The organism is Caulobacter sp. KR2-114 (assembly GCF_049446115.1).
In the GTDB taxonomy this organism is placed as follows: domain Bacteria; phylum Pseudomonadota; class Alphaproteobacteria; order Caulobacterales; family Caulobacteraceae; genus Acaudatibacter.
The window spans coordinates 1215562-1240398 of the sequence record NZ_JBMSEC010000001.1 but is presented as its reverse complement, the minus strand read 5'-3'; the positions used below and the strand labels follow the sequence as shown (position 1 = coordinate 1240398).

17 protein-coding genes are annotated in these 24837 nt (G+C 71.2%); 10 read left to right on the top strand and 7 right to left on the bottom strand.

Translation table 11 applies throughout. From position 1 onward, the window contains the following. Positions 1 to 108 precede the first annotated feature (108 nt). Positions 109 to 828 carry a GntR family transcriptional regulator gene (locus ACO2Q3_RS05590; protein ID WP_423305546.1) on the bottom strand — a complete coding sequence of 240 codons (720 nt, stop codon included), beginning with the start codon at positions 826 to 828 and terminating at the stop codon, positions 109 to 111. Between the two features lie 324 nt (positions 829 to 1152). Between ACO2Q3_RS05590 and ACO2Q3_RS05585 the strand changes: the two genes are divergently transcribed. The 3 genes from ACO2Q3_RS05585 to ACO2Q3_RS05575 are packed head-to-tail and all read left to right on the top strand — an operon-like array spanning position 1153 to position 6815. Next, positions 1153 to 3432: a TonB-dependent receptor gene (locus tag ACO2Q3_RS05585; protein WP_423305545.1), complete on the top strand. Its 2280-nt coding sequence runs from the start codon at positions 1153 to 1155 to the stop codon at positions 3430 to 3432. Positions 3433 to 3444: 12 nt separating this feature from the next. Further along, positions 3445 to 5553 carry an alpha-glucosidase gene (locus ACO2Q3_RS05580; RefSeq protein ID WP_423305658.1) on the top strand — a complete coding sequence of 703 codons (2109 nt, stop codon included), beginning with the start codon at positions 3445 to 3447 and terminating at the stop codon, positions 5551 to 5553. A gap of 2 nt (positions 5554 to 5555) precedes the next feature. Beyond that, positions 5556 to 6815 carry an MFS transporter gene (locus tag ACO2Q3_RS05575; RefSeq protein WP_423305544.1) on the top strand — a complete coding sequence of 420 codons (1260 nt, stop codon included), beginning with the start codon at positions 5556 to 5558 and terminating at the stop codon, positions 6813 to 6815. A 217-nt stretch (positions 6816 to 7032) separates the two neighbouring features. Here ACO2Q3_RS05575 and ACO2Q3_RS05570 read toward each other — a convergent pair whose 3' ends face one another. Continuing rightward, entirely contained in the window at positions 7033 to 7794 is a 762-nt protein-coding gene (locus ACO2Q3_RS05570; RefSeq protein ID WP_423305543.1) for a phytanoyl-CoA dioxygenase family protein, read from the bottom strand. 106 nt (positions 7795 to 7900) lie between these two features. On the opposite strand from ACO2Q3_RS05570, the gene ACO2Q3_RS05565 reads away from it, so the two are divergent. The 5 genes from ACO2Q3_RS05565 to ACO2Q3_RS05545 all read left to right on the top strand — a co-directional run bounded on the left by ACO2Q3_RS05565 (position 7901) and on the right by ACO2Q3_RS05545 (position 13888). Further along, the gene (locus tag ACO2Q3_RS05565) at positions 7901 to 8821 is read left to right on the top strand and encodes a LysR substrate-binding domain-containing protein (protein WP_423305542.1); all 921 of its coding nucleotides are present in this window, start codon (positions 7901 to 7903) and stop codon (positions 8819 to 8821) included. Positions 8822 to 8898: 77 nt separating this feature from the next. Beyond that, positions 8899 to 9780: a hypothetical protein gene (locus tag ACO2Q3_RS05560; protein ID WP_423305541.1), complete on the top strand. Its 882-nt coding sequence runs from the start codon at positions 8899 to 8901 to the stop codon at positions 9778 to 9780. Beyond that, complete coding sequence (locus ACO2Q3_RS05555; protein WP_423305540.1) at positions 9780 to 11240, top strand: NAD-dependent succinate-semialdehyde dehydrogenase; 1461 nt, start codon at positions 9780 to 9782, stop codon at positions 11238 to 11240. Before ACO2Q3_RS05560 ends, ACO2Q3_RS05555 begins: the two co-directional genes overlap by 1 nt. 320 nt (positions 11241 to 11560) lie before the next feature. After that, the gene (locus ACO2Q3_RS05550; RefSeq protein WP_423305539.1) at positions 11561 to 12709 is read left to right on the top strand and encodes a serine hydrolase domain-containing protein; all 1149 of its coding nucleotides are present in this window, start codon (positions 11561 to 11563) and stop codon (positions 12707 to 12709) included. 66 nt (positions 12710 to 12775) lie between these two features. Further along, a complete protein-coding gene (locus ACO2Q3_RS05545) occupies positions 12776 to 13888 on the top strand; it encodes a DNA topoisomerase IB (RefSeq protein ID WP_423305538.1) in 1113 nt (370 codons plus the stop codon). On the opposite strand, the gene ACO2Q3_RS05540 is transcribed toward ACO2Q3_RS05545, so the two are convergent. Then, positions 13875 to 15737 (bottom strand): right-handed parallel beta-helix repeat-containing protein, encoded by a 1863-nt coding sequence (locus ACO2Q3_RS05540; protein WP_423305537.1) that lies wholly within the window; start codon positions 15735 to 15737, stop codon positions 13875 to 13877. The genes ACO2Q3_RS05545 and ACO2Q3_RS05540 overlap by 14 nt on opposite strands. Positions 15738 to 15792: 55 nt before the next feature. Beyond that, entirely contained in the window at positions 15793 to 16749 is a 957-nt protein-coding gene (locus ACO2Q3_RS05535) for a D-glucuronyl C5-epimerase family protein (RefSeq protein WP_423305536.1), read from the bottom strand. A 153-nt stretch (positions 16750 to 16902) separates the two neighbouring features. Here ACO2Q3_RS05535 and ACO2Q3_RS05530 point away from each other — a divergent pair, with 153 nt between their 5' ends. Both ACO2Q3_RS05530 and asnB (ACO2Q3_RS05525) read left to right on the top strand, forming a co-directional pair. Beyond that, complete coding sequence (locus tag ACO2Q3_RS05530) at positions 16903 to 18090, top strand: glycosyltransferase family 4 protein (RefSeq protein WP_423305535.1); 1188 nt, start codon at positions 16903 to 16905, stop codon at positions 18088 to 18090. A 151-nt stretch (positions 18091 to 18241) separates the two neighbouring features. Next, positions 18242 to 20152: an asparagine synthase (glutamine-hydrolyzing) gene (gene asnB, locus ACO2Q3_RS05525; RefSeq protein ID WP_423305534.1), complete on the top strand. Its 1911-nt coding sequence runs from the start codon at positions 18242 to 18244 to the stop codon at positions 20150 to 20152. A gap of 42 nt (positions 20153 to 20194) precedes the next feature. On the opposite strand, the gene ACO2Q3_RS05520 is transcribed toward asnB (ACO2Q3_RS05525), so the two are convergent. The 3 genes from ACO2Q3_RS05520 to asnB (ACO2Q3_RS05510) are packed head-to-tail and all read right to left on the bottom strand — an operon-like array spanning position 20195 to position 24830. Further along, a complete protein-coding gene (locus tag ACO2Q3_RS05520; protein ID WP_423305533.1) occupies positions 20195 to 21619 on the bottom strand; it encodes a hypothetical protein in 1425 nt (474 codons plus the stop codon). Next, entirely contained in the window at positions 21616 to 22998 is a 1383-nt protein-coding gene (locus ACO2Q3_RS05515) for a lipopolysaccharide biosynthesis protein (protein WP_423305532.1), read from the bottom strand. Before ACO2Q3_RS05515 ends, ACO2Q3_RS05520 begins: the two co-directional genes overlap by 4 nt. Beyond that, complete coding sequence (gene asnB / locus ACO2Q3_RS05510) at positions 22995 to 24830, bottom strand: asparagine synthase (glutamine-hydrolyzing) (RefSeq protein ID WP_423305531.1); 1836 nt, start codon at positions 24828 to 24830, stop codon at positions 22995 to 22997. The genes ACO2Q3_RS05515 and asnB (ACO2Q3_RS05510) overlap by 4 nt, the downstream gene beginning before the upstream one ends. Positions 24831 to 24837: the final 7 nt, after the last annotated feature.

Genomic DNA, 24837 nt, shown 5'->3' with positions numbered 1-24837 from the left:
TTGCCAGCCGTGGCGGGCGCCGGCGCCTGCCGCGGTCCCGGATATCCGCTGCGCGGATTCCGGGATGACAGTGGGAAAAGGGTGGGCGCGCGTGGCGCCTGCCGGCCCTCAGTTCAGCGTCACCGCGTAGACCAGGTCGCCGGCGGCCACGCGGCTGATGCGCCATTCCACCTTGCGGTCCTGCAGCGAGAAGGCGAGGCGGTCGATGTGCAGGATCGGGCTGCCCGGGGCGATATCCAGGCGCTGGTGATCGTCCTCGGTGGCGAGGTCGGCGCGCAGTTCCTCGTGCGCCTGGGTGATGTTGATGCCGTAGGCGGTCTGGTAGAGCGAATAGAGGGTGTTGGGCAGGGGGAGCCGGCCCTCCAGGCCGGGGAACAGCGACGCCGGCACGATGATGGTCTCGGAGATCGCCGGCCGGCCCTCGATCAGCCGCACCCGCTGGATCTCCACCACCCGCTCCCCGCGCGCCAGGTCCAGCCTGGCCTGATCGGCGGCGCGCGAGGCCCGCAGCTTCACGGTCTCGCCGCCCCGCTCGGGGATCACCCGCTCCCCGCCCGCATGGGCCATGCGGAAGAACCGGAAGAGCGCGCGTTCCTGGGTGTTCTCGGCGATGAAGGTGCCCTTGCCCTGACGCCGTTCGAGCAGCTTCTCGGCGGTCAGGGAATCCAGCACCTTGCGCATGGTGCCCTGGCTGACCCCCAGGTCCCGCGCCAGGGCCTGCTCGCTGGGCAAAGCCTCGCCGGGACGCCAGTGACCCTGGGCGATGCGGCGGACGATGATGTCGTACACCTGTCGATAGAGCGGCCGGTACCCTGGCGTTTCGGTCACGCTTGCTGCTTCCCCCGGGCTTCCGGCGGAGGGTAGGCTCACCTTGAGTCACTTGTCTATCTTCTAGCAGAGCGCTGGCTGGTGTGATGACTCAGTCATAAGCATGCGCCGTCAGATCGCCCTGTGGCGCCCGTGCATCGGCCCCCTGGCATTGCACGCTCTCGGCGGTGTCGCCATTAGCTCCGCTGTTGCAGTCCTACAACTCTTCTATAAGATATAGGGGTTGCTCTAACCCCTACCCAAGCAATAGGGTTTGCGGATGTAGGGCAACCGCGCGGAGCCCTCAAGGGACAATCCGACGTGAACGATCAAGGGGAGGACATCATGCGGGCTTCGAACGTGAGGCTGTGGCTGGGCGCGACCACGGCCCTGACCATGCTGGGGGCAGCCGTCCCCGTCCTGGCGGCTGACGCCGCCGCTGCGGCCGGCGCGGCGCCGTCTGCTGATGTCGCCCAGGTGGGCGAGATCACCGTCACCGCCCGGCATCGCGAAGAGACCATGCAGTCGGTGCCGATCGCCATCTCGGTGGTCGACGGCGCCAAGACGGCGGCCAAGAACCTCAACGACATCGGCGACATCAGCGCCCAGGTGCCGGCCGTTCAGTTCCGCACCGGCGCCTCGAACAAGGACCGCACGGTGTTCGTGCGCGGCGCGGGCACCATCTCCACCTCTCCGGGCGTCGAGCCGTCGGTGTCCACGGTGGTGGACGGCGTGGTGATGGCGCGGCCGGGGCAGGCCACGGTCGACCTGCTGGACCTCGACCACATCGAGGTGCTGCGCGGGCCTCAGGGCACCCTGTTCGGCAAGAACGCCTCGGCCGGCGTGATCAACATCCTGACCAAGAACCCCACCTCGACCCTGACCGGCGCGGTGGAGGGTTCGTACTTCGAGGGCAACGAGTACCGCTTCGCCGGCACCGTCTCGGGGCCTATCACCGACAAGGTGCGCGGCCTGCTGTCGGGCTTCTACGGCCACTATGACGGCAACGTCCGCAACCTGAGCAACAACCAGCAGGTCAACGGCTACGAGCACTATGGCCTGCGCGGCAAGGTAATCGCCAACCCCACCGACGCTCTGACCATCACCATCGGGGCGGACTACACCCGCTCGCTGGACACGGTGCCTACCGGCGTCTGGGCCTCGGCCAGCCAGACCGCCTATCCCACCGGCGCGGTCTCCACCAACGCCGCCCTGGCCAGCCTGCTGACGTCCGAAGGGATCACCCCGTCGGCGGACAATCGGGTGGTGAACACCAACGTCAACAGCAACGTGCTGGACCACAACGGCGGCGTCTCGGTGCAGGCCGACTACGACTTCGGCGGCGGCTACCGGTTGACCTCGATCACCGCCTGGCGCGGCTGGACCAACGTCCAGAACCAGGACTACGACCAGCTGGCCGACCACAACGCCAGCCTGCCGCAGGTCAAGGACATCGGCCATGTGAACTTCCACCAGACCTCGCAGGAGCTGCGGATCGCCTCGCCCAAGGGCCGGTTCGTGGATTTCGTCGCCGGTCTCTACTACCTGAACGCCAGCGACGCGGAGGTCTACGAGCGCGACGTGGTGCGGGTGATCAGCGGCGCCGACCAGGCCGACAATGGCGTCAACCACTACGGCGTGACCGGCAACAACTACGCCATCTTCGGCGAGGCCAACGTCAACCTGAGCAAGCAGCTGCGGGTGATCGCCGGCTTCCGCGAGGTGTGGGACCAGCTGTCGTTCCATATGAACCGGGTGTCGACCCAGCCGGCGGCGATCACCGGGGTGCAGCCCAGTTTCGCGGCCAGCGGCTCGTCGACCCGCAACGGCCTGGCCGGCCGGGTGGGGATCCAGTACGACTTCACCCCGTCGATCAACGCCTACATGACCTATTCGCACGGCTACAAGGGCCCCGCGTACAACGTGTTCTTCAACGAGGCGGCGGCCAACACCGGCCTCTTGAGCCCCGAGACCTCGAACTCCTACGAGGCCGGCATCAAGTCGCAGCTGTTCGATCACCGGGTGCAGTTCGACCTGGCGGCCTACACCACCAACTTCTTCAACTACCAGGCCAACTCGACCCAGGTGATCGGCGGCGCCCTGGTGACCAATCTGGTCAACGCCGGCACCGTGATCTCGCGCGGGGTCGAGGGTGATCTGATCGCCCGGCCGATCCGCGACTTCACCTTCACCGCCGACTTCGCCTACGACGACGCCCACATCGTCAACTTCCCGTGCCCCACGGGCGCGGCGGCCAGCTGCAACATCAATGGCAAGCCGCTGCCGTTCGCGCCGGAATGGAAGCTGCACTTCGAGGGCGAGTACCGCCATCCGGTCAGCGACGCGATCGATGTCGACCTGGAGACCGAGTACAACTGGCAGTCGGACACCCAGTACCAACTGGGCGAGTTCAACGACACGATCCAGCCGGCCTACGGCGTCTGGAACGCGTCGATCGGCCTGATCGGGGTGCGGGGCGGATGGTCGGCCCGGGTGCTGATCAAGAACATCGCCGACACCCACTATTCCTCCTACCTGTCGCATGGCGACCTGGCGGGCCTGGTCCGCTGGGTCCCGCGCGACGACTCCCGCTACGTCGGCTTCAGCGTTCACAAGGACTTCTGAGGCCGGCTACCGATCCCCGGGGCGGCGGCTTCACGCCGCGCCGGGCGATCCGTCCCATTCTCTCGGCGCGGCGCTGAAGGCCGCCAGCAACGGGTCATGCGCATGCGTCTCGTCCAGCACCCTGACGGCTTCGACCTGACCCTTGGCGACCGGGTGGTGATCCGCCATCGCGCGGACGCCCCGTTCCTGTATCTCGGGACCGGCGAGCCGTCGATGCGGATGAACCACGGCCATTTCCGCATCCGCGACTATGTCTCGGCGCGCGTGCCGTTGACCCACGCGCAGATGTCGGCGGCTGGGGAGGGCGCACGCATCGCCCTGTCGCCCACCGCGGCTGATCCGGTCGCCATCGTGCTGACGGTGTCCGGTGACGACGCCGACGCCCGCATCGGCTTCGAAGGCGCGGCGCCCGACGTCAACCGCTTCTGGATCCGCGTGGCCGCCGAGGCCGGCGAGCATGTCTGGGGCGGCGGCGAGCAACTGTCGTACTTCGACATGCGCGGCCGGCACTTCCCGCTGTGGACCTCCGAGCCCGGCAACGGCCGCGATCCGAAGACGCTGATGACGTTCCAGAACAATCAGCGCTCCAACGCCGGCGGCGACTATTTCAACACCAACTATCCGCAGCCGACCTTCATCTCCTCGCGCCGCTACGCCCTGCACGTGGAGACCACCGCCTGGTCGGCGTTCGACTTCCGCCACGACGGCTTCCACGAGATCGAGGTGTGGGAGGTCCCCGAACGCATCGAGCTGTGGGCCCGGCCGCATTTCACCGACCTGGTCGGCGCCCTGGCCGAACGCTTCGGCCGCCAGCCGCCGCTGCCCGACTGGGTGCTGCAGGGCGCGATCCTGGGAATGAAGGACGGCGACAACAGCTTTGCGCGGATGGCCGCGATCGAGAACGCCGGGGCGGCGGTGAGCGGCATCTGGTGCGAGGACTGGGTGGGCCTGCGGATCACCTCGTTCGGCCGGCGGCTCTTCTGGGACTGGGCCTGGAACCGCGAGCGCTATTCGGACCTGGACCAGAAGATCGCCGCGCTGCGCGCGCGGGGCCAGCGCTTCCTGGGCTATGTGAACCCTTATCTGGCCATCGACGGCGTCCTCTACCCGGTGGCGCGCGACGCCGGCTACCTGGCGCTGAAGCTGGACAGCGATGAGCCGTACGTCGTCGACTTCGGCGAGTTCCACTGCGGCCTGGTGGACTTCACCAACCCGGCGGCGGCCGACTGGTTCGCCGAGGCGGTGATCGGCCGCAACATGCTCGACTTCGGCCTGTCCGGCTGGATGGCCGACTTCGGCGAATACCTGCCCACCGACGTGCGGCTGCACAGCGGCCTCGACGGCATGCTGGCGCACAACGCCTGGCCGGTGCTGTGGGGCGAGGTCAACGCCCGCGCCGTGGCCAGCCGCGGCCTGACCGGCGACACCCTGTTCTTCATGCGCGCCGGCTTTTCGGGGGTGCAGCGCTACTGTCCGCTGCTGTGGGCCGGCGACCAGTCGGTGGACTTCAGCCGGCACGACGGCCTGCAGACGGTGATCTGCGCGGCCCTGTCGTCGGGCCTGCTGGGCAACGCCTACCACCACAGCGACATCGGCGGGTACACCAGCCTGTTCGGCAACGTGCGCACGCCCGAGCTGATCATGCGCTGGAGCGAGATGGCCGCCTTCACCGCGGTGATGCGCTCGCACGAGGGCAACCGCCCGACCGAGAACCTGCAGATTGACCAGGACCCCGAGGTTCTGGCCCACTTCGCGAAGATGACCCGGATCTACCGCGCCCTCGGCCCCTATCTGCGCGCCCTCTCCGACGAGGCGGCGGTGAACGGCCTGCCGCTGCAGCGGCCGCTGTTCCTGCACTTCGAGGAGGATGCGGCCACCTACACGGAACAGACCGCCTACCTGCTGGGCCCCGACCTGCTGGTCGCGCCAGTGATCGCCGAGGGGGCCACCCGCCGCGAGGCCTATCTGCCGGCCGGCGCGCGCTGGACCCACCTGTGGTCGGGCGAGACCTTCGAGGGCGGCGCCTCGGCCGACGTCGCCGCGCCGCTCGGCCAGCCGCCGGTGTTCTTCCGCGAGGGCTCGGCGCACGCCGGCCTGTTCCGTTCGCTGACGGACGCCTGAGCATGGCCGCCGAGGCGCTGTCCCGTCCGGTCTCCAGCGCCGCGACCCTGCGCCGCAACATCCTGCTGTTCCTGCTGGTGACGGCGGGGATCCTCAACTACGCCGACCGCCAGGTGATCGCCGTGCTGAAGCCGATGCTACAGCATGCCCTGGGCTGGTCCGACCGCGACTACGGCGACATGACCTCGGTGTTCCAGTTCGCCGCGGCGATCGCCTATCTCGGCGCCGGCTGGTTCGTCGACAAGGTCGGCTGGCGGCGGGCCAACCCGATCGCGGTGGGGACCTGGAGCCTGGCGGCGATGTCGCACGCCCTGGCGCACACCCTGGGCCAGTTCACCGTGGCCCGCGTCGCCCTGGGCGCCACCGAAGCGCTGGGCACGCCGACGGCGCTGAAGACCGTGGCGGTGTTCTTCTCCGCCAAGGCGCGATCCTTCGCCATGGGGGCGATGAACGCCTCCAACAACCTGGGCGCCATCGTCACCCCGCTGGTCGTGCCGCTCCTGGCGCTGCAGGTCGGCTGGCAGGCGACCTTCCTGCTGATCGGTGGCCTGGGGATCGCCTGGGCGCTCGCGTGGGTGCTGGCCGCCTCGGGCGAGGTCGCCGTGGCCGAGCACCCGGCGCCGACGGCCGAAGAGATCGCGCAGGAGGGCCGCTCGCTGTGGCGCGCCGTGCTCACCGACCGCGCCACTTGGGCCATCGCCGGGGCCAAGGTGCTGTCCGACCAGGTGTGGTGGTTCCTGCTGTTCTGGACCCCGGACATGCTGCAACGGGTGTTCCACCTCGACATGCGCAGCTTCGGCCTGCCGCTGGCGATCATCTACGGCGTCGCCGGCCTGGGCTCGATCGTCGGCGGCTATGCGTCGGGGCGCATGCTGGCCGCGGGCTACAGCCTCAACACCGCCCGCAAGCTGACGATGCTGGTCTGCGCCCTGCTGGTGACGCCCGTGCCGCTGCTGCTGGTGGCCGGCAATGTCTGGATCGCCGTGGGGCTGCTCAGCCTGACCCTCGCCGCGCACCAGGGCTTCTCGGTCAACCTGTTCGCCCTGACCGCCGACGTGGCGCCCAACTCCCGGGTCGCCAGCGTGATCAGCGTCGGCGCCCTGTGCGGCAACCTGGCCGGGATGGTGATCCTGCAGGTCGCCGGCCGCCTGCTGGCCGCCGGCTACGGCTATGCGCCGCTGCTGATCCTGGCGGCGGTGTCGTACCTGCTGGCGCTGGGCTGGGTGCAGCTGCTGCTGCCGAAGATCGAGGCGCGGAATTAGGGCCGGCGAGGATGGGGCGGAACCCCTCACCCTCCCGATCGCTGCGCGATCGGGCCCCTCCCTCTCCCTGTGGGAGAGGTGTTTTACCCATTGCAATCAACAGGATAAGCCGCCCGACGGCGCGCTTCCGTTCACCTCTCCCGGAGGGAGAGGGAGGGGCCCATGGCGCAGCCATGGGAAGGTGAGGGGTTCCGCCCGCGCGGCGAAGCGCTGGGTCTCACCCCACCGTGACCTGCTTGCCGCCCCGCAGCAGCGGGATGGCGTTGCGGCGCAGGTGGTTCGTGCCTGGGTCGACGATGGCTTCGGGGGAGTATTGCGCCAGGTAGACCCGGCGCATGCGGTCGGTCTGGTTGGAGCCGGTGGCGTGCAGCAGGCGGCTGGAGAAGGCGACGATGTCGCCGGCCCTGGCCTCGACGGTGATCGCCTGCTCCTGGTCGACCTCGGCCACCAGGTCGTTGCTGCCGGGCTGCTTGGTGTGCGGCACGACGGCGTCGCGCGAGGCCGGGGCTTTGGAGAAAGGCACCAGCCGCACCGTCCCGTTCTGCGCGGTGGCGTCGTCCAGCGGGCACCAGCAGGTCAGGTAGGGCTTGTGCGCCGGCGGCCCGCCGTAGGTGACCATGTAGCCGCTGTCCTGGTGCCAGGCGAACGGCATGCCGTTGTCCGGGCCCTTCACCACGTATTGGTCGAAGAAGAAGTACACGTCGTCGCCCAGGGCGGCGCGGCAGACGTCGGCCATGGTCTGGCTGAACAGCATGCTGCGCAGGGCCGGCTGCTGGCGCTGGCACTCGTTGGCGAAATAGCGCCGGCCGCGGTGGGTGATGCCCAGGGTGTCTACCCCGAGGTCATCCATCCTGGCGTCCTCCCGGGCGATGAAGCTCTGGCACTGCTCGCGCAGCAGCTCCAGCATCGGCCCCACCAGGGCGCCCTCGAACACCGCATAGCCCTCGCGGGCGAACTGGTCGCGCTGCTGCTCGTACATCCTGGCAATCCTCCATCTGGCTTGGGACCAAGGATGGGTTCGGCAAGTCATAGGATCAAATCGAATCCGTTCGCCACTTCATGCAGGAATGCTATGAACTGGCGGCATGAAGATGCGGCAGGTCGAGGCGTTCCGCGCCGTGATGCTGAGCGGCGGCGTCACCGCCGCGGCGCAGATGCTGAACGTCAGCCAGCCGTCGGTGAGCCGGCTGATCGCCGACCTGGAGCGGTCGGTGGGATTCGCCCTGTTCGAGCGGCGCGGCGGGCGGATGTTTCCCACCGGCCAGGCCCAGGCGCTGGACGAGGCGGTGCGCCGTTCGTTCACCGGGCTGGACCTGCTGGAGCAGGCGGCCCGGCGCATCCGCGCCCATCCGGTGGGGGTGATCCGCATCGCCGCCCTGGCCGCCCTGGCCGCGGGCGTGCTGCCGCCGGTGATCGCCGATTTCCGGGCCCGCTACCCCGACATCAAGCTGACCGTGGAGGCGCTGGGCCAGCGCGCAGTGGTGGACCGGGTGTTCCTCGGCCAGGCGGACATCGGCCTGGCGGTGGAGACCGCGGACCGGCAGGGCGTCTCCAGCACCCTGCTGGCCGAAGCCGAATACCTCTGCGTGATGCCCGCCGGCCATCCGCTGGCCAAATGGGCGGTGATCGGGCCCAAGGACCTGGAGGGCGAGACCCTGATCGGGCCGATGCACGAGGTGGACGCCCTGTGGTTCGGCATCGACCGGGTGTTCGAGGCGGCGGGGGTGACCCCGCTGCGGCGGCTGGAGACCCAGCATTCCTTCCCGGCCTACGCCTTCGTCGCGGCCGGGCTGGGGATCACCGTGGCCGAGCCGTTCTCGGCGCCGCTGTTCGCCCGGCTGGGGGTGGTTGCGCGGACCTTCCGTCCGGCGCTCAGCGTGCGCTTCGCCATGCTCGAGCCGGAGATCGGTCCCACCCCGCCGGTGATCGCCGAGGCCCGCGCAGCGATCCTCGCCGCCGCCGCGGCGCGTCTGGCCGAGAGCCGGGCGGTCGCCACCCAGCCATAGCTTTGGCGAATGAGCCGCTGAAGAAAACCGATTGGACCGCATCGGTCGCCGCCGCTTCCCTGCGCGCGGAGGAGTTCATGCCGCACCTGAAGATCTACCAGTCCCTCTGGGCCATGGAGGGGCTGCCCGGCGTCGACCTGGACGGCGACCTGCCCGGCGCGATGGGGCGCATCCTGGCGGCCGGCTTCGACGGCGTGGGCGTGAACCTCGCCCGCCGGCCACGGGCGCGGATCGCGGCTGGCATCCTCGCCGAGCGGGGCCTGTCGTGGGAGGCGCAATGTTTCGTGCGCGACGAGCGCGATCTGGCCCGCTGGCTGGACGAGGCGATCGCCATCGGCGGCGCGCACCACCTCAATGTCCAGGTCGCCAGCGGCCCGGACACGCCGCAGGCGGCCATCCGGCTGATGCAGCGGCTGCTCGCCGTGACCCACGGCTCGCCCCTGCCGGTCTGCTTCGAGACCCACCGCGGCCGGCTGACCAACGACCTGTTCCTGACCGCGCTGATGCTGGAAGCCTGTCCGCGGCTGCGCTTCACCGGCGACCTGTCGCACTGGGTGACCGCCCATGAAATGACGCTGCCCCTCGAGCCGCACCTGGCCGGACGAATCGAGGCGGTGCTGGCGCGGACCGAAGCCCTGCACCTGCGGGTCGCCGGTCCGAACCAGGCGCAGGTTCCGCTGGCGGCGCCGCAGTTCGCCGACTGGCGGACGATGTTCGAGATCTGGTGGCGGCGTGGCATGGAGCACTGGCTGGCGCGCGCCGGCGCGGATGACAGTCTGACCGTCCTATGTGAGCTCGGCCCACCGCCCTATGCTGTGACCGATCCCGAGGGGCGCGAACTGACCGACCGCTGGGCCGAGGCCCTGACCCTCAAGGCGACCGCCCAAGGGATCTTCGCCGAAGCCCTCGCCGTTGCGGGGACGCCCGCCTCTTCCAATCCTGTCGCTGGAGCCGCCTGATGCTGACCCTCGCCGATCCCACCCTGCTGCGCACGGACGCCTATGTCGACGGGGCCTGGGTCCCGGCGGGATCGGGGGCGCGGTTCAGGGTGCTGAATCCGGCCAATGGCGAGACGATCGCCGAGGTCGCCGACCTGGAAGGCGCCGACGTCGACGCCGCCATCGAGGCGGCGGCCGCCGCGCAAGGCGCCTGGCGCGCCAGGACCGCCAAGGAGCGGGCGACCCTGATGCGCCGGTGGGTGGCGCTGATCCTGGAGAACCAGGAGGACCTGGCGCGGATCATGACCGCCGAACAGGGCAAGCCCCTGGCCGAGACCCGGGGCGAGGTCGCCTATGGCGCCAACTTCATCGAATGGTTCGCCGAGGAGGGAAAGCGGATCTACGGCGACGTGATCCCCACCCATCAGGCCGGCAAGCGGATCCTGGTGTTCAAGGAGCCGGTGGGAGTGGTCAGCGCCATCACCCCCTGGAACTTCCCCAACGCCATGATCACCCGCAAGGCCGCCCCGGCGCTGGCCGCCGGCTGCGCCTTCGTCATCAAGCCGTCGGAGGAGACCCCGCTGTCGGCCCTGGCCCTGGCCGAGCTGGCGCACCGGGCGGGCATCCCGGCGGGGGTGTTCAACGTGGTCACCTCGACCCGGGCGCAGGCCGCCGGCGAGGCCCTGACGCAGAACCCGCTGGTGCGGAAGTTCTCGTTCACCGGCTCGACAGCGGTGGGCAAGAAGCTGATGGCGCAGTGCGCCACCACGGTGAAGAAGGTGTCGCTGGAGCTGGGCGGCAACGCCCCCTTCATCGTCTTCGACGACGCCGACCTGGATGCGGCGGTCGAGGGGGCGATGGTCTCCAAGTACCGCAACATGGGCCAGACCTGCGTCTGCGCGAACCGCATCCTGGTGCAGGCCAGCGTGTACGACGCCTTCAAGGGCAAGCTGGAGGCCAGGGTGCGGGCGATGAAGGTCGGCGACGGCTTCCAGGACGGCGTCACCCAGGGGCCGCTGATCAACGAGAAGGCGGTGCAGAAGGTCGAGCGGCTGCTGGCCTCGGCCACCGCGGCCGGCGCCACAGTGGAGGTCGGCGGCCACCGCCACCCGCTCGGCCACACCTTCTTCGAGCCGACGGTGATCACCGGCGTCACGCCGGGCATGGACATCGCCCGCGAGGAGATCTTCGGCCCGGTGGCCAGCCTGATCCGCTTCGAGGACGAGGCCGAGGCGATCCGCATCGCCAACGACACCGAGTTCGGCCTGGCCGCCTATTTCTACGCCCGTGACATCGGCCGCATCATGCGGGTGGCCGAGGCGCTGGAGTACGGCATACTGGGCTGCAACGACGGCCTGATCTCCACCGAGGTCGCCCCGTTCGGCGGCATGAAGCAGTCCGGGATCGGTCGCGAGGGCTCGAAGTACGGCATCGAGGACTATCTGGAGATCAAGTACGTGCTGCTGGGCGGGCTGGGGTAGGGCGGCCGCGCCGGTCCGGGGACACCCCGAACGAAGTAGGGCCCGGGAACGCGTTCGCGCTCTCCGGGCCCTGGCCTCGCATCAAGTCGGGGGGGCGATTTTGCGAGGCTCCTGTGAAATGCCCGGCCAGGACTTGGGTTGCGTCGGCGCGCGGAAATAATCGCAGGGCGCGCGATGTCGACCTCCGCACCCTGCGCCAGCGCCTTTGCGGACGCCGGCGCAGCCTCAGGCGGGATGACGCTGCGTGACCGCGCGCCCGGCGGCCGGATCGTCTACATACCGGGCACAGCGCCAACCCTAGCCGTCGTGGGAGCCCGCACATGCAAATCGCCGAAGCCCTTGAACCCGCCCTGGCCGCCCGGCTGGACCCGCTGATCGACGCGGCGCTGGCCGAGGGGCGGATCGCCGGGGGCGTGGCGCTGGTGGCGCGGGCGGGCAAGCTGGCCTACGCCCGGGCCGCGGGCCTGGCGGACATCCCGTCCGGCCGTCCGGTGGCGCTCGACACCATCTTCCGCGCCGCCTCCCTGACCAAGCCGCTGGTGACGGCCGCCGCCCTGGCGCTCGTCGAGGCGGGGGTGATCGGGCTGGACGATCCGGTGACCCGCTTCCTGCCGGACTTCACGCCGAAGTTCGATGGCCAGACGCCCACCATCAGCCTGCGCCAGCTGCTGACCCACACCGCAGGGCTGTCGTACGGCTTCATGCAGCCGGACGACGGGCCCTATCTGAAGCTCAAGGTGTCGGACGGGCTGGACCAGCCCGGCGTCGGCTTTGCGGAGAACCTGGCGAAGATCGTCGAGGCGGGCCTGTTCTATCCGCCCGGCGCCGGCTGGATCTATTCCGTGGCCATCGACGTGCTGGGCGCGGCCATGGAACAGGCTGCCGGCCAGGGCCTGCACGACATCCTCACCGAGCGGGTCTGCGCCAGGCTGGGCCTGGCCGACACCGGCTTTCGCATCACCGACCGCGCGCGCCTGGCCACCGCCTATGCGGATGGCCCGCCGCCAAGGCCGATGGGCGAGGCCTATGTCGCGCCCTTCGCCGGCCTGTCGGGCATCCGCTTCGCCCCGGACCGCATCTTCGATCCGGGTTCCTTCCCCTCGGGCGGCGCCGGCGCGGCCTGCACGGCCACCGACTTCCTGACCTTCCTGGAGGCGATGCGCACTGGCGGCGGCGGCGTGGTCGGCGAGGCCACCACCCGGGCGATGATGACCAATCAGATCGGCGACATCCCGACGATCAGCGGACCGGGCTCCGGCTTCGGCTTCGGCGGCGCCGTGGTGGTCGACCCGGTCGCCGCGGCCTCGCCCCTGTCGGCCGGCGCCTGGCGCTGGGGCGGGGTGTACGGCCACAGCTGGTTCGTCGATCCGGCTCGCGAGCTCAGCTTCGTGCTGATGACCAACACCGCCGTCGAGGGCATGAGCGGACAGCTCTCGCAGGAGTTGGCGGCGGCGGCGGCCACAGGCTGACGCCGCCGGGGCGCGGACCCGGAACCGCCACCCGCGCCGCGAATTGGGGGAGCGAAAGGGGCTCCCATGTCCGCCACCTCCGTCCGCACCGCCGCCGCCCGCGCCGCGACCGTCCGCGAGACCGCCACGACGCGCGTGCTGGCGCGGCGGCTGGCGGACAGACTGGCTGCGGCCGCGACGCCGAAGGCGCGGCTGCGGCACGTCAGCCCCGACGAGCCCGGCATCACCCGCCGCCGGGCCGGCAGCGGCTGGAGCTATCGCGATCCTGCCGGGCGGACGGTGCGCGACCCCGACACCCTGGAGCGCATCCGCCGGCTGGTGATTCCGCCGGCCTGGACCGACGTCTGGATCTGCGCCCACCCCGGCGGGCACCTGCAGGCCACCGGCGTGGACCAGCGGGGCCGGCGGCAGTACCTCTATCATCCCGACTTCCGCGCCCGCCGCGAGGCGGCGAAGTTCGAGCATCTGCTGGAGTTCGCCGAGGCGCTGCCGGTGCTGCGCGAGCGGGTGCGGGAGGATCTCGCCAGGCCCGGCCTCGGCCGCGAGAAGGTGCTGGCCGTGGTCGTGCGGCTGCTGGAGACGACCATGATCCGGGTGGGCAGCGAGGCCTACGCCCGGGAGAACGGCAGCTATGGCCTGGCGTCGATGCGCAGCCGGCACGTGGCGGTGGACGGCGCGGCCCTGGCCTTCCACTTCAAGGGCAAGAGCGGCAAGGAATGGCGGGTAGGCGTGCGCGACCGGCGCCTGGCGCGGGTGGTGCGCGCCTGCCAGGACCTGCCCGGCCAGCATCTGTTCCAGTACGTCGACGCCGCGGGCGAGCGCCAGCCGATCAGCTCCGGCGACGTCAACGCCTATCTCAAGGCCGCCAGCGGTCGCGACATCACCGCCAAGGACTTCCGCACCTGGTGGGGCACGGTGCTGGCCGCCACCGCCCTGGCCGACCCCGAGCGGGGCGAGGGCGCGGGTCAGGCCCGGCTGGCGGCGGTGGTGCGCGAGGTCAGCCGGCGCCTGGGCAACACGCCGGCGGTCTGCCGCAAGGGCTACATCCACCCGGAGGTGATCACGGCGCACCTGGCCGGCGAACTGGCGCTGGAGATCGGCGAGGACGAGGGCGACGGCCTCTCGCCAGCCGAAGCGGCCGTCCTCGCCTGGCTGCGCCGGCGGCTCAGGAAATCCTGACGTCGGCCTGGTTGCGGCTGAGCCTGGGGGCGGCGACGGCCGCGCGCGGTCCGATGCGCATCACGCCCAGAGCGCCGCCAGCCTGCAGCAACCGGTTGCCGCGGGCCTGAACCCTGGCCGTCAGTCCGTCGGCAAAGCCGACGTCGATGCCGTCGGGCGTGGCAAGACCGAACACCACGTTGTCTTCCAGATCGACGGTTGGCGGCGCAGCGCCCGCGGCGGCCGTCAGCCGCGCCTTCAGCAGGCTGCGTCCGCCGAGCGCTCGCGCGCCGCTGACCGTCAGGCTGGCGAAGGCGGCCGCGCGGCCGGAGTCGTCGCCGACCTCGATCAGGGCCGCGCGCCCCGCGCCGCCGGACAATGTGAGATCGACCAGCGCCACGTCGCCCCCCGGCGCGCCGTCGTTCCCGTAGAGGGCTATGGCCGGGAACCCGCTTGGTCCGCGGATCTGGGCGCCGCGCACGGCCACGTCGCGGGCGTAGAGGATCATGCCGTATTGCGCCGAGCCGTCGATGCGTACGTCCTGCAGGTCCAGAGACACGTCGCAGGTCGCGGCGGCCCGCGCGTCGATGCCGAAATAGCCGCCGCTGATCGAAAGTCCCCGCACCACCACCCCGGTGACCGCGCTGTCCTTCGCCCCGTTGGCGGTCAGCATCAGTCCCACCTGGTTGACCGTCGGCGCCGCCGACCACGAGACCTGCGCCGCTTCGATATGGCAGCCGTCCATCGGCCCGGCGGTGCTGGACGAGACCACCAGCCCGGGGCCGGCGGTGTCGGCGATGACCACGCCGGTGATCTCCACGTCGTGGCACGACTGGATCTGCACGCCGCCCGCGCTGCCCTTGGCGCTGTAGCCGCGGAACCAGGCGCGGCGGGCGTTGCTGGCCTTGGCCGCGTAGCCGGCGCCGCTATGGCTGCAGTCCTCGAAGCCGGTGTCCTCGCAATCGTCCACATAGTGCGCCGCGTGGCCGGGGCTGCCGCCCTCGGCGGTGCAGTTGCGCCCCACCGTTCGCTTGCAGGCGCCCAGCGAGAAGCCCTTCCAGCCGTAGCCGCGGATCGCGGAATCGGTGATCAGCCCGTCGTCCACCCGGTAGAGCTCGACCACGGCGTTGGTCAGGGCGTCGCGCTGGGTCTGCACGCCCTCGGCCGTGAAGCCTTGGATGCGAACGCCCTGGGCGTACTTGATCATCACCCCGCCGCCGGGCGTGTTGCGGATCGTCACCCCGTCCAGGGCCGGCTGGTCGAGCGGGGCGCCCGGGGCGCCCTCCAGGAAGATGGCGCAGCCCACCGGCGCGCCGACGCCCGACCAGCGCTGCCGGGGCCGGGGCAGGCCGGCGCCGTCGATCTCCAGGTCCTGCAGTTTCAGGCCGGCATGGCCGTGGATCAGCACGTCGCCCCGGAAGCCGCGCGCCGCCAGCAGCCGGCCGCGGCCGCTGACCGGCACGCTGAGCGGCATGGTCGCGCCGACACGATAGGCGCGGCCGGGCGTCAGGGTCAGGGGGCGCGCCAGGGCCTGGGCCGCCATCAGCGCGGGGCGGTCGTCCGCGTCGCCGTCCCCCGCCGCGCCGGCCTGTTCGGGCGTGACCTGCAGGTCCGCCAGTTCCCAGCAGGCGCCGTCGGCAGACAGGGTGCGATAGAGGGTGGCGGGGCCGGGCGCGCACCGCCGGTAGCTGGCCGCGCCGACGCCGTGGCGCCCGTGACCGGCGGTGGTCAGCCGCTGCAGGTGGGGCGGGACGATGACCCGGGGCAGCTCAAGGAACAGCGGCGGCGCGCCCTCGACGCGCGCGGCGGCGCCCGCGGCCAGGGTGAAAACCAGTCCGGCGCCTAGCCGCCGCCGCGTCAAAGCCGTCATGGCCGCCTCTCGGGCCGTTTGCGCATAAACCCTGGCCGGAGGCGCCGCGTTCCCATCACCAGCCGTTGGCCGCGCGATAGAACACCTTCATGCCCAGCGCCCGCAGCCGGGTCGCCGGCCGGCGCGCCCCGCGCGACCAGCGGGCGGTCAGCGGCGCGAGGCCTGGGCTGAGCGTGGCCAGATGCTGCAGCAGGGCCACGTGCACCAGCTGATAGTGCAGGGTGCAGGCGTTGCGTGCGCCGAGCGCCGCCCGCTCCACCGAATAGACCGACCAGTCGCCGCTGGACCAGAGGCCCAGGTTGTCGGCCAGCGCCGCCAGCAGCCGGTCGCGCAAGCTCTCGGCCACGGGTTCGGCGCTGTCGGAAAGGCGCACCAGGTCGTCCAGGCCGACGGCGGCGAACAGGGCCCCGTTCAGCACGTGCCGGTGCCGCCCGCCGGGATATTCCTCCACGAAGAAGGAGCCGTCGGGCAGGGTCGAGGCCACCCCGCCGCAGGCCACCGGGCGCTGCAGCATCGGCAGGGCCGCGCGCGCCTGGTCGAGGAAACGCGCCTCGCCGGTCAGACGCCAGGCCCGCACCAGCACCGAGACGCCCTCACCCTGCGCCAGGCACGAGGGCCAGGGCACCGCCATGCCCTCGATCGGCAGGTCGTGCATGAAGTCGCCGCCGGCCTGGCCGGCGAACCACTCGGCGGCGGGCAGGAACCTGGCCGCCGCCTCGCCATCGCCGCGGCGATGCAGGTTCCATTGCGCCAGCGCGTAGCCGGCGATGCGCGAGGGCATGTAGCGGCCCGGCGCGCCCGGCGGGCCCTTCACCGGAACGCCGTCTTCGTCGAGCGGGCTGAACAGCGCAGGGTCGGCCTCCAGCAGGCGGTCGAACGCCAGGGGATAGGCCAGCGGATCGGCGGCAAGGTCGGCGGCATAGTCCTGCCGGGCGCCCTTGAGGAATGAGCCCATGTCCGCGACCACGCCGGCCAGGGTCTTGCGCGGCGTCAGACGTCGCCCTTCGGCCATGGGTTGCTCCACCGTCCCTCAGGCGACCCGACCGCCGCCGATGCTCATACGCCCCTGGCGATCGCCGCCGCGGGGCTCCCGTTGTCCAGCTTGCAACCTTTCGCGAGCTTGGCTGGTTCCCGCTGGGCAGAAGCAGCCGCAGCGGACCTCTAGATGCAGCATCCATCGTCCCGCGTGGCCGGCGAGGCCGCCCGGAGGATCGTCATCCTGACCACCGTGCATCGGCCATTCGACGTGCGGATCTTCCACAAGCAGGCCAGGGGGCTGGCGCAGGCGGGCTACGATGTGGCTCTGATCGCGCGCACGCCTCGCGCCGAGGTGATCGACGGGGTGCGCATGATCGCGCTGCCGGAGCCGCGCAACCGGCTCGACCGCGGCCTGCGACTGGCGGCCCGCGCCCTGCGCGTGGCCCTGGCCCAACGCGCCGACGTCTATCACCTGCACGATCCGGAACTGATCTGGGTGGGGCTGGCGCTGAAACTGTGCGGCAAGCGCGTGGTCTATGACGTGCACGAGGAACTGGCGCTGATGCGCGACAGGGCCTACGTCCCGGCGTTGGCGCGGGGTGTGCTGACCGCCGGTCTGTGGGCCTTCGAGCGGCTGGCCGAGACGGCCTTCGACGCCATCGTCGCCGCAACGCCGCTGATCGCCGAGCACTTCAGAGCCGGCCGGACCGTCACCGTGCGCAACACGCCGCGCGCCAGCGAGCTGGCCATCGCCGAAGCCCGACCCTACGGCGAGCGGCCGATGCGGGTGGCCTACGTCGGCGGCCTGGCGGCCTATCACAACGTCGCGGGCATGATCGACGCCATGCGCCAGCTGCCGGCCGAGCTCGGCGCGCGGCTCAGCCTGGGCGGCGACTTCCGCGATCCCGCCGCCGAGGCCCGCGCCCGCGGCCAGCCCGGCGCCGAGCGGGTGGATTTCGAGGGCTGGGCCGACCGGCCGAAGGTCATCAGCATCCTGGGGGACGCCCGGGTGGGGCTGGTGGTCTACCTGCCCACCGAAAACGTGCTGCGCTCCGATCCGATCAAGTTCCTGGAGATGATGGCCGCCGGGCTGCCGCTGGTGGCCACCGACATTCCGCGCTGGCGCGAACTGGTCAGCCGCTACGACTGCGGCCTGCTGGTCGACGCCCGTGATCCGGGCGCCATCGCCGCAGCGCTGGAGACCCTGCTTCGCGACCCGGCGCGGGCCGAGGCCATGGGCCGGCGTGGCCGCGAGGCCGTGCTGCGCGACCACGAATGGGCGGCCGACGAGGCCAGGCTGCTGGCGCTCTACGACCGTCTCCTTGCGCCCAGGCGGCGAGGCCGGGCGGCGGCGCCAAGTCCCGCTCCAGCTTAGTTTTTTCGCCTGGAGGCGGTGTGGGCCCGGCGTCGTCTATCCTGGTGGGACGGCGGCTCGAGACCCTTCCGCCGTCTTCGCGCGTTCTATCCGGGAGCCAGCGCCCGGGGGCGAACGACGACCGATAGTTTCCACAAGGAAAGCCGATCGCGTGTGTGGGATTCTGGGGGAGTGGCGTCGCGGATCAGGGACCCTGGACGCGCGCACCTTCGAACAGAAGCTTGACCTCATGGCCCACCGCGGGCCGGATGGTTCCGGCCTCTTGGCCTGGTCGCCGCAGACTGGCTTCGGCGCGCCTGAAACCTCGAGCGAGCCGCACGTGCTGCTCGGCCATCGGCGCCTGGCGATCATCGACCTGTCCCCCGGCGGGGCGCAGCCGATGCGGTCGGCGGACGGCCTGCTGGCGCTGACCTACAACGGCGAGATCTACAACTACCTGGAACTGCGCCAGGAACTGGCCGAGCGGCACGGCCGGACGTTCCGCAGCGATTCCGACACCGAGGTGCTGCTGGCCGCCTGGCAGACCTGGGGTGAGGCGACGCTGGACCGGCTGGACGGCATGTACGCCTTCATCCTCGTCGACCACGGCGCCCGCACCCTCACCGCCGCGCGCGACCCTTTCGGCATGAAACCGCTGCACTATGCCGTCGACGCGCGCGGCGTCCGGCTGGCCTCCGAAATCCGCCCGCTGATTCACGGCGAGCGGCCGCTGGCCGACGTTTCGCGGCTGTTCGACTACCTGCGCTGGGGCGCGGTGGACGAGGACGGCCAGACCCTGTTCCACGGCGTGCGCCAGCTGGAGCCGGGCGAGCTCATGCGGCTGGACCTGGACAGCGGCCAGCTGGATTTCCGGCGGTTCTGGCGCGCCCCGCAGCGGCGGGACGACACCCGGCCGGCCGAAGCCTGGCGGCGCGACTTCCGCGACCTGTTCATGACCACCGTCGAGCGCCATCTGCGGGCCGATGTGCCGGTGGTGGCCACGCTTTCCGGCGGCCTGGATTCCAGCGCCATCTGCGGCGCCCTGCGGCTGCTGCATCCCTGCGCGCCGATCCATGTGTTCAGCTACGTCGCCTCCGGCGAGCAGTCGGAAGAGCGTTGGATCGATCTGGTGACGGCCGAGAAGCGGCTCGCGGTGGAGAAGATCCACATCCACGAGGACCAGGTGCTGGAGGACCTGCCGGCGCTGATCCGCGCCCAGGAGCAGCCGTTCGGCAGCGGCAGCATCTACGCCCAGTACAAGATCTTCGAGGCGATCGGCGCGCGCGGCTACAAGGTGATGCTGGACGGCCAGGGCGCCGACGAGGTGCTGGCCGGCTACAAGAGCTTCGTCGCCTATCGCATCTGGCAGTTGCTGGGCGAGGGGCGGCTGCGCGAGGGCGCGGCGCTGTGGAGCGCCCATGCCCGTCTTGATCCCGGCTCGCGGGGGATGGTCGCCCAGCGGCTCGCGCGGCTGGCCTTGCCGGGAGGGCCGGCCCTGGCGGCGCGCCGGCTGTCGGGCAAGGCGCTGCAACTGCCGTTCCTGGACCAGTCATGGCTCAAGGCCCGCGGGATGGACCCGCGCGACGCCGAGAACCGCCAGTTCCACCAGGGGCGCAGCTTCGACGAGGTGATGCGCCACAGCCTGGAGAGCGGGGTGCTGCCTTCGCTGCTGCGCTACGCCGATCGCAACGCCATGGCCTTCTCGGTGGAGAACCGGGCGCCCTTCCTGTCCCGCCCGCTGGTGGAGATGATCTTCGCCCTGCCGGCCGAGGCGCTGATCTCGCCGGATGGGCGCACCAAGGCGGTGCTGCGTGACGCCCTGGACGGCGTGCTGCCGGCGCCGATCCGCGACCGCCACGACAAGATCGGCTTTCGCGCCACCGAGGAGGCCTGGATGGCGGCCAAGCCGGAATGGACCCGTCGTGAGCTCGCCGCGTGCCGGGACCTGCCGTTCGTCGATGGGCCGGCCCTGACCCGGGCCACCGAGCGATTCCTGGGCGGTTCACAGGCCGAGGGGCAGAAGCTGTTCCGGCTGATCGTGTTCAATCAGTGGGTCCAGGCGTTCGGCGTGGCGATCGCCTGAAACGCGCGCCCGCAGACGCGCGCCCGGCGCGCCGTCGGCGGATCAGCCCTCGTCCTGGCCCTCGGGCGCCGGCCCCGCCGGCTCGGGCGTGGGATGTCGGGAGACGAAGCTCAGGTTGGTCGTGGGGTACAGCACCACCAGCAGCACCGTCACGCCGAGCCCGCCCGAGAGCACAGCGGACTGCAGGCCGCCGTTGCTGAGATAGAAGCCGGGCGCCGCCAGGGTCAGCGCCGCCACCATGCGGTCCTTGGCCTGGCTGACCCAGTTGAACAGGGCCAGGAACAGGCCCAGCGCCACGAAACTCAGGAACACGCCCGCATAGCCCAGGTTGGCGAAGGCGTCGGCGACCATGTTGCCGTTGGCCCAGACGTTCTCGACGGTGCTGATCTCGTGGCCGACCAGCAGGGGGTAGGGGATGTCGGTCGGCGGCCGGATCAGGAACCGCAGGAAGCTCTGGCTGTAGTAGAACTTCTGATGGCTGCTGAAGAGGTCGAGGTAGGCGCTTGTGATCGTGGCCGAATTTCCGAACAGCCGATAGTGGATCGAGAAGGTGTTGGTGGGGATCGCCGCGTGGGCCATGGCGTCGAGCGCCACCGTGCCGGCGGCCACGGCGACGAAGAAGCCGAAGATGCTGACGGCCGGCGGGATCTTCAGCCGGATCAGATAGGTCAGCGCCGCCACGAACCCGGCCACGAACAGCAGCGACCGGTAGGAGGTCACGGCGAAGGTGTAGAAGGCCAGGCCGAAGGCCAGCGCCACCATCAGGTAGTTCTTCCGGGTGAGGCCGCGCACGATCATCATCGGCGACAGCGCCAGGGCGGCGTTGACGAACACGTACAGCATCAGGGGCGACAGCTTCGACATCTGGTCGCCGAAGGCGGCGCGGAACTCGTAGACCCGGGTCAGGTCGAACTCGACCACCTGGATCGGCACGAACGCCACGTAGGAGGCGATCACCGCCCCCGCCGCGCAGAACAGCATCAGGTCATAGCGGTTGTCGGGGAGGCCGAAGCCGCTGCCGCCCCCGCCGGGTTCGAACTGGGCAAGGCGTGTCGTCAGGTAGAGGCCAAACAGGCACACCCCGGTCAGGAGCAGCGCCTCGCCCGTGTCGTTCAGCGTGACATTGGGAAACAGGGCCGTGGCCGGCACATAGACCGTGCCATAGACGATGATCAGCAGCAGGTCGCTGGCCCGTTTCAGCTCCACGGGAATGAACAGCAGGGCGGGGGCCACCGCCAGGGCCAGGAACAGCAGCTCCACGCCCAGGTTCGCCGGCATCCAGCGCAGGCCCATGTATTCGAACACCCCGCTCTGGGCGAGCACCTGGTCCTGGATCAGCCGGCAGGCCATGGCGTGGGCGAAGGCGAGCAGCACGAACAGCAGCCGCCGCCGCGACGACGTCGCCCGCGAGGAGGTCTTCGACCGGGCCAGGAGCTGGCGCTCGGTCACCAGGTTGACGGCGGTCATGCCGGCGGGTCTCCTGCGGGGGGCCTGGGAACAACAACAGCCGCCGGGGCCGGGACGTTCCCGACCGCGCCCGCCGCGCGCATCACCAGGATGAAGTACAGGGCGTAGGCGCCCACGCTGGCGACGGCGAAGGCCAGGGTGGTGCGCGCCGCATCGAGGCCCGCGCCACGCGCCAGGGCGAAGGCCGCCAGTAGGGCGGCGATGCCGGCCAGGTCGACCATCAGCTTGTAGCCCGGGCGGTTGGCGACGTTCAGCACGCCGCCCAGTGGCGCGACCACCAGGTTGGCCAGGAAGGCCGGTGCGTAGGCCGCCGCGAGCACGCCCGCGCCGCGCCAGGCGTGGCCGAACACGGTCGCGAACAGCAGCGGTCCGAAGGCGCCCAGCACCAGGGTGGCGGGCAGGGCCAGCCCCAGCAGCGCGCCGGCCGTGCGCACCAGCAGGCTGCGGGCCTCGGCGGCGCTGCGCCGGCGGCGGGCGGCGAACTCGCCCAGGAACACGTCGCCGACGGCGCGCTGCATGAAGCCGATCGGCCCCACCACGATCCCCATCATGAAGGCGAAGTCGCCGACGTCGTGCGCGCCGAACGCGCTGGCCAGCAGGAACAGCGGCAGGCCCGCGGCCAGGTTGTTGGCCAGCATCGAGGGGGTGCGGAACGCCGGGAAGCGCCAGTAGCGCCGCACCGCGGCGGTCCACCGCCGGCGGTCGATGCGGCAGGCGGTCAGGATCTCCCGCCGCGCCGGCGCCGCCATCACCAGCACGGTCGAGGCGCGGCCGAGCAGCTCAGACCCCAGCAGCACCAGCCAGCCGAGGCCCGGCGCGGCGACGGCGCCGCCCACCTGTGACCCGCCGCGCAGCAGGCCCTGAGAGACATAGGCGCCGGCCAGGGCGGTGAAGCGGCGTCGCCGCACCAGCCAGATCTGGAACACCATCGCCAGGCTGATCAGCCACACCACGGGCGCCATGGCCGGCCACACCCAGTCGGGCAGGCTGGCGGTGCCGAACAGGTCGTAGCGCAGGCACACGTAGGTCAGTCCGGCGCACACCAGGCCCATCAGGAACACCGCGCGCAGCGCCGCGCCCAGCAGCGCCAGGGCTTCGCTCCAGCGCCGCGCGGCCAGCATGGCCTCGGGCAGGCCCAGCGGTCCCGCCGCGGCCATGGTGGTGGCCAGGGTGAAGAACAGGCCGAACTGGCCGAACGCCACCGGTCCCAGATGCCGGCTGACCAGCGGCAGCACCGCCAGCCCGATCACCTGCGCCAGCGCCGTCGCCCCTCCGACGTGGGCCATCGACCGGCCCATGCCGCCGGGGCGGACGAAGCCGCTCAGCCGCGCGGTCCAGGAGGGGGCGGGAACAGGGTTGGCGCTCATGGTCGCGCTCAAGCGCGGTCTCCCAGCCAGATCAGGCTGACGGCCTCGGCAAAGGCGGTGCGCACGCCCTTCAGCGCGGCGTCGCTGTAGAGCTCGTCGATGCCCCCGCCTGCCGGCATCCAGTCGGCGATCGCGGCGCGTCGCTGGTGCAGGGCGCCGCGGATGGCCCGGCCCAGGCCCTGGTCGATCCAGCGGTCCTGGTTGACGTCGAAGCCCCGCTTGTCGCGGTTCAGCCGGATGGCGTCGGGCACGCGCCCGCGCATGGCGCTGCGCAGGATCCACTTGCCGAACCCCCGCGCCAGCTTCAGCCGCTCGGGCAGGGCCAGGCCCGTCTCGATCACCCGGTGATCCATGAACGGCAGCCGGCTTTCGACGCTGCAGCCCATCGAGTTTCGATCCTCGTAGCGCAGCAGCGAGGGCAGGCTGTAGCGGGTGACGTCCAGCCGCTGGCGTTCGGCCGGGGTCTGTCCGGCGGCCATGCCCATGTTGCCGGCCTGCTCGGGCGGCAGGTTGAGCCGCGCCCCCAGGCCTTTTCCGGCATAGCGCCCGCGTTCCTGCCAGAACACGCTGGCCCGCCCGGCCACCGCCCCGGCGAAGCTGGGCAGGGCGCGGCCCAGGTGCAGGGCGTCGCCGACGCTGCGCCGCTGCAGCGCCGACTGGGCGTAGAACAGGTAGAACTTGCGATAGCCCATGAAGGCCTCGTCGCCGCCCTGTCCGCCCAGCAGCACCTTCACCCCGTCGGCGCGGGCGGCGCGGAACACCGCGTGCTGGGCCATCATGCTGGCGTGCGGGAAGGGCGCGCCCTGGGCCTCCAGGGTCTGCCAGAACAGCTCCTCGATCTGGAACGGCGCGGTCGGCCAGACGTAGCGCGGCCGCACCCGCGTGGCGCCGGCCAGGGTCTCCACCAGCGGCGCCTCGCTCTCGGCGCAGTCGGGATGGCCGAAGCTGTAGCCGACCAGGTCCGGGTGCATCGGCGCGGTCATCGCCGCGACGGTCGAGGAATCCACGCCGCCGCTCAGCGACAGGCCGACCGGCACATCGGCGCGCATGCGCAGCTCGCACGCCTCGGCCAGCCGCGACAGCACCCGCGCCTCCAGCGCCGCCTCGTCCAGCCCACGCTGCGCCTCGACCTCGCGGGCGACAGCGGCGGTCAGGTCGTAGAAGCGGCCCGCCTCGCACTCCAGGCCGGCTGCGCCCGGGGTCACCGCCAGCCAGCCGCCGGCCGGCACGGCGCCCAGACCGGCGTAGGGCGTGCGCGCGCCGTCGTCCTCGTAGTACTTCAGCCGCAGGCCCCGCTCGACATAGGCCAGGTCCGGCTTCAGGCCCGCCCAGTCGGCGATCCGGGTGGGGGTGGAGGCGAACACCAGCGAGCGGCCGTCCTCCCAGACATACAGCGGCTTGACCCCAAAGCGGTCGCGCGCCAGCACCACGCGGCCGGTGAACTTGTCGTGGATCGCCAGGGCGAACATGCCGTACAGCCGTTCGAACGCCGCCTCGCCCCAGGCATGATAGGCCTCCAGCAGCACCTCGGTGTCGCTGGCAGTGGCGAACGAGACGCCCTGGGCCTCCAGCTCCGCGCGCAGTTCGCGGTAGTTGTAGATCTCGCCGTTGAAGACGATGGTCAGCCGGCCGCGGGCGTCGCTCATCGGCTGGTTCGCCGCGGCGCTGAGGTCGATGATGCTCAGCCGGTTGTGGCCGAAGATCACCCGCGCGGCGCCGCCCGGCAGGGCTCTGACGGCCCGGGCGTCCGGGCCGCGCGCGGTCTGCGACAAGGTGATCTGGTCCACCAGGACGCTGAGGTCCCAGTCGCCCCGGGTGGTGATGGCGCCGGCGATGCCGCACATGCCGGGC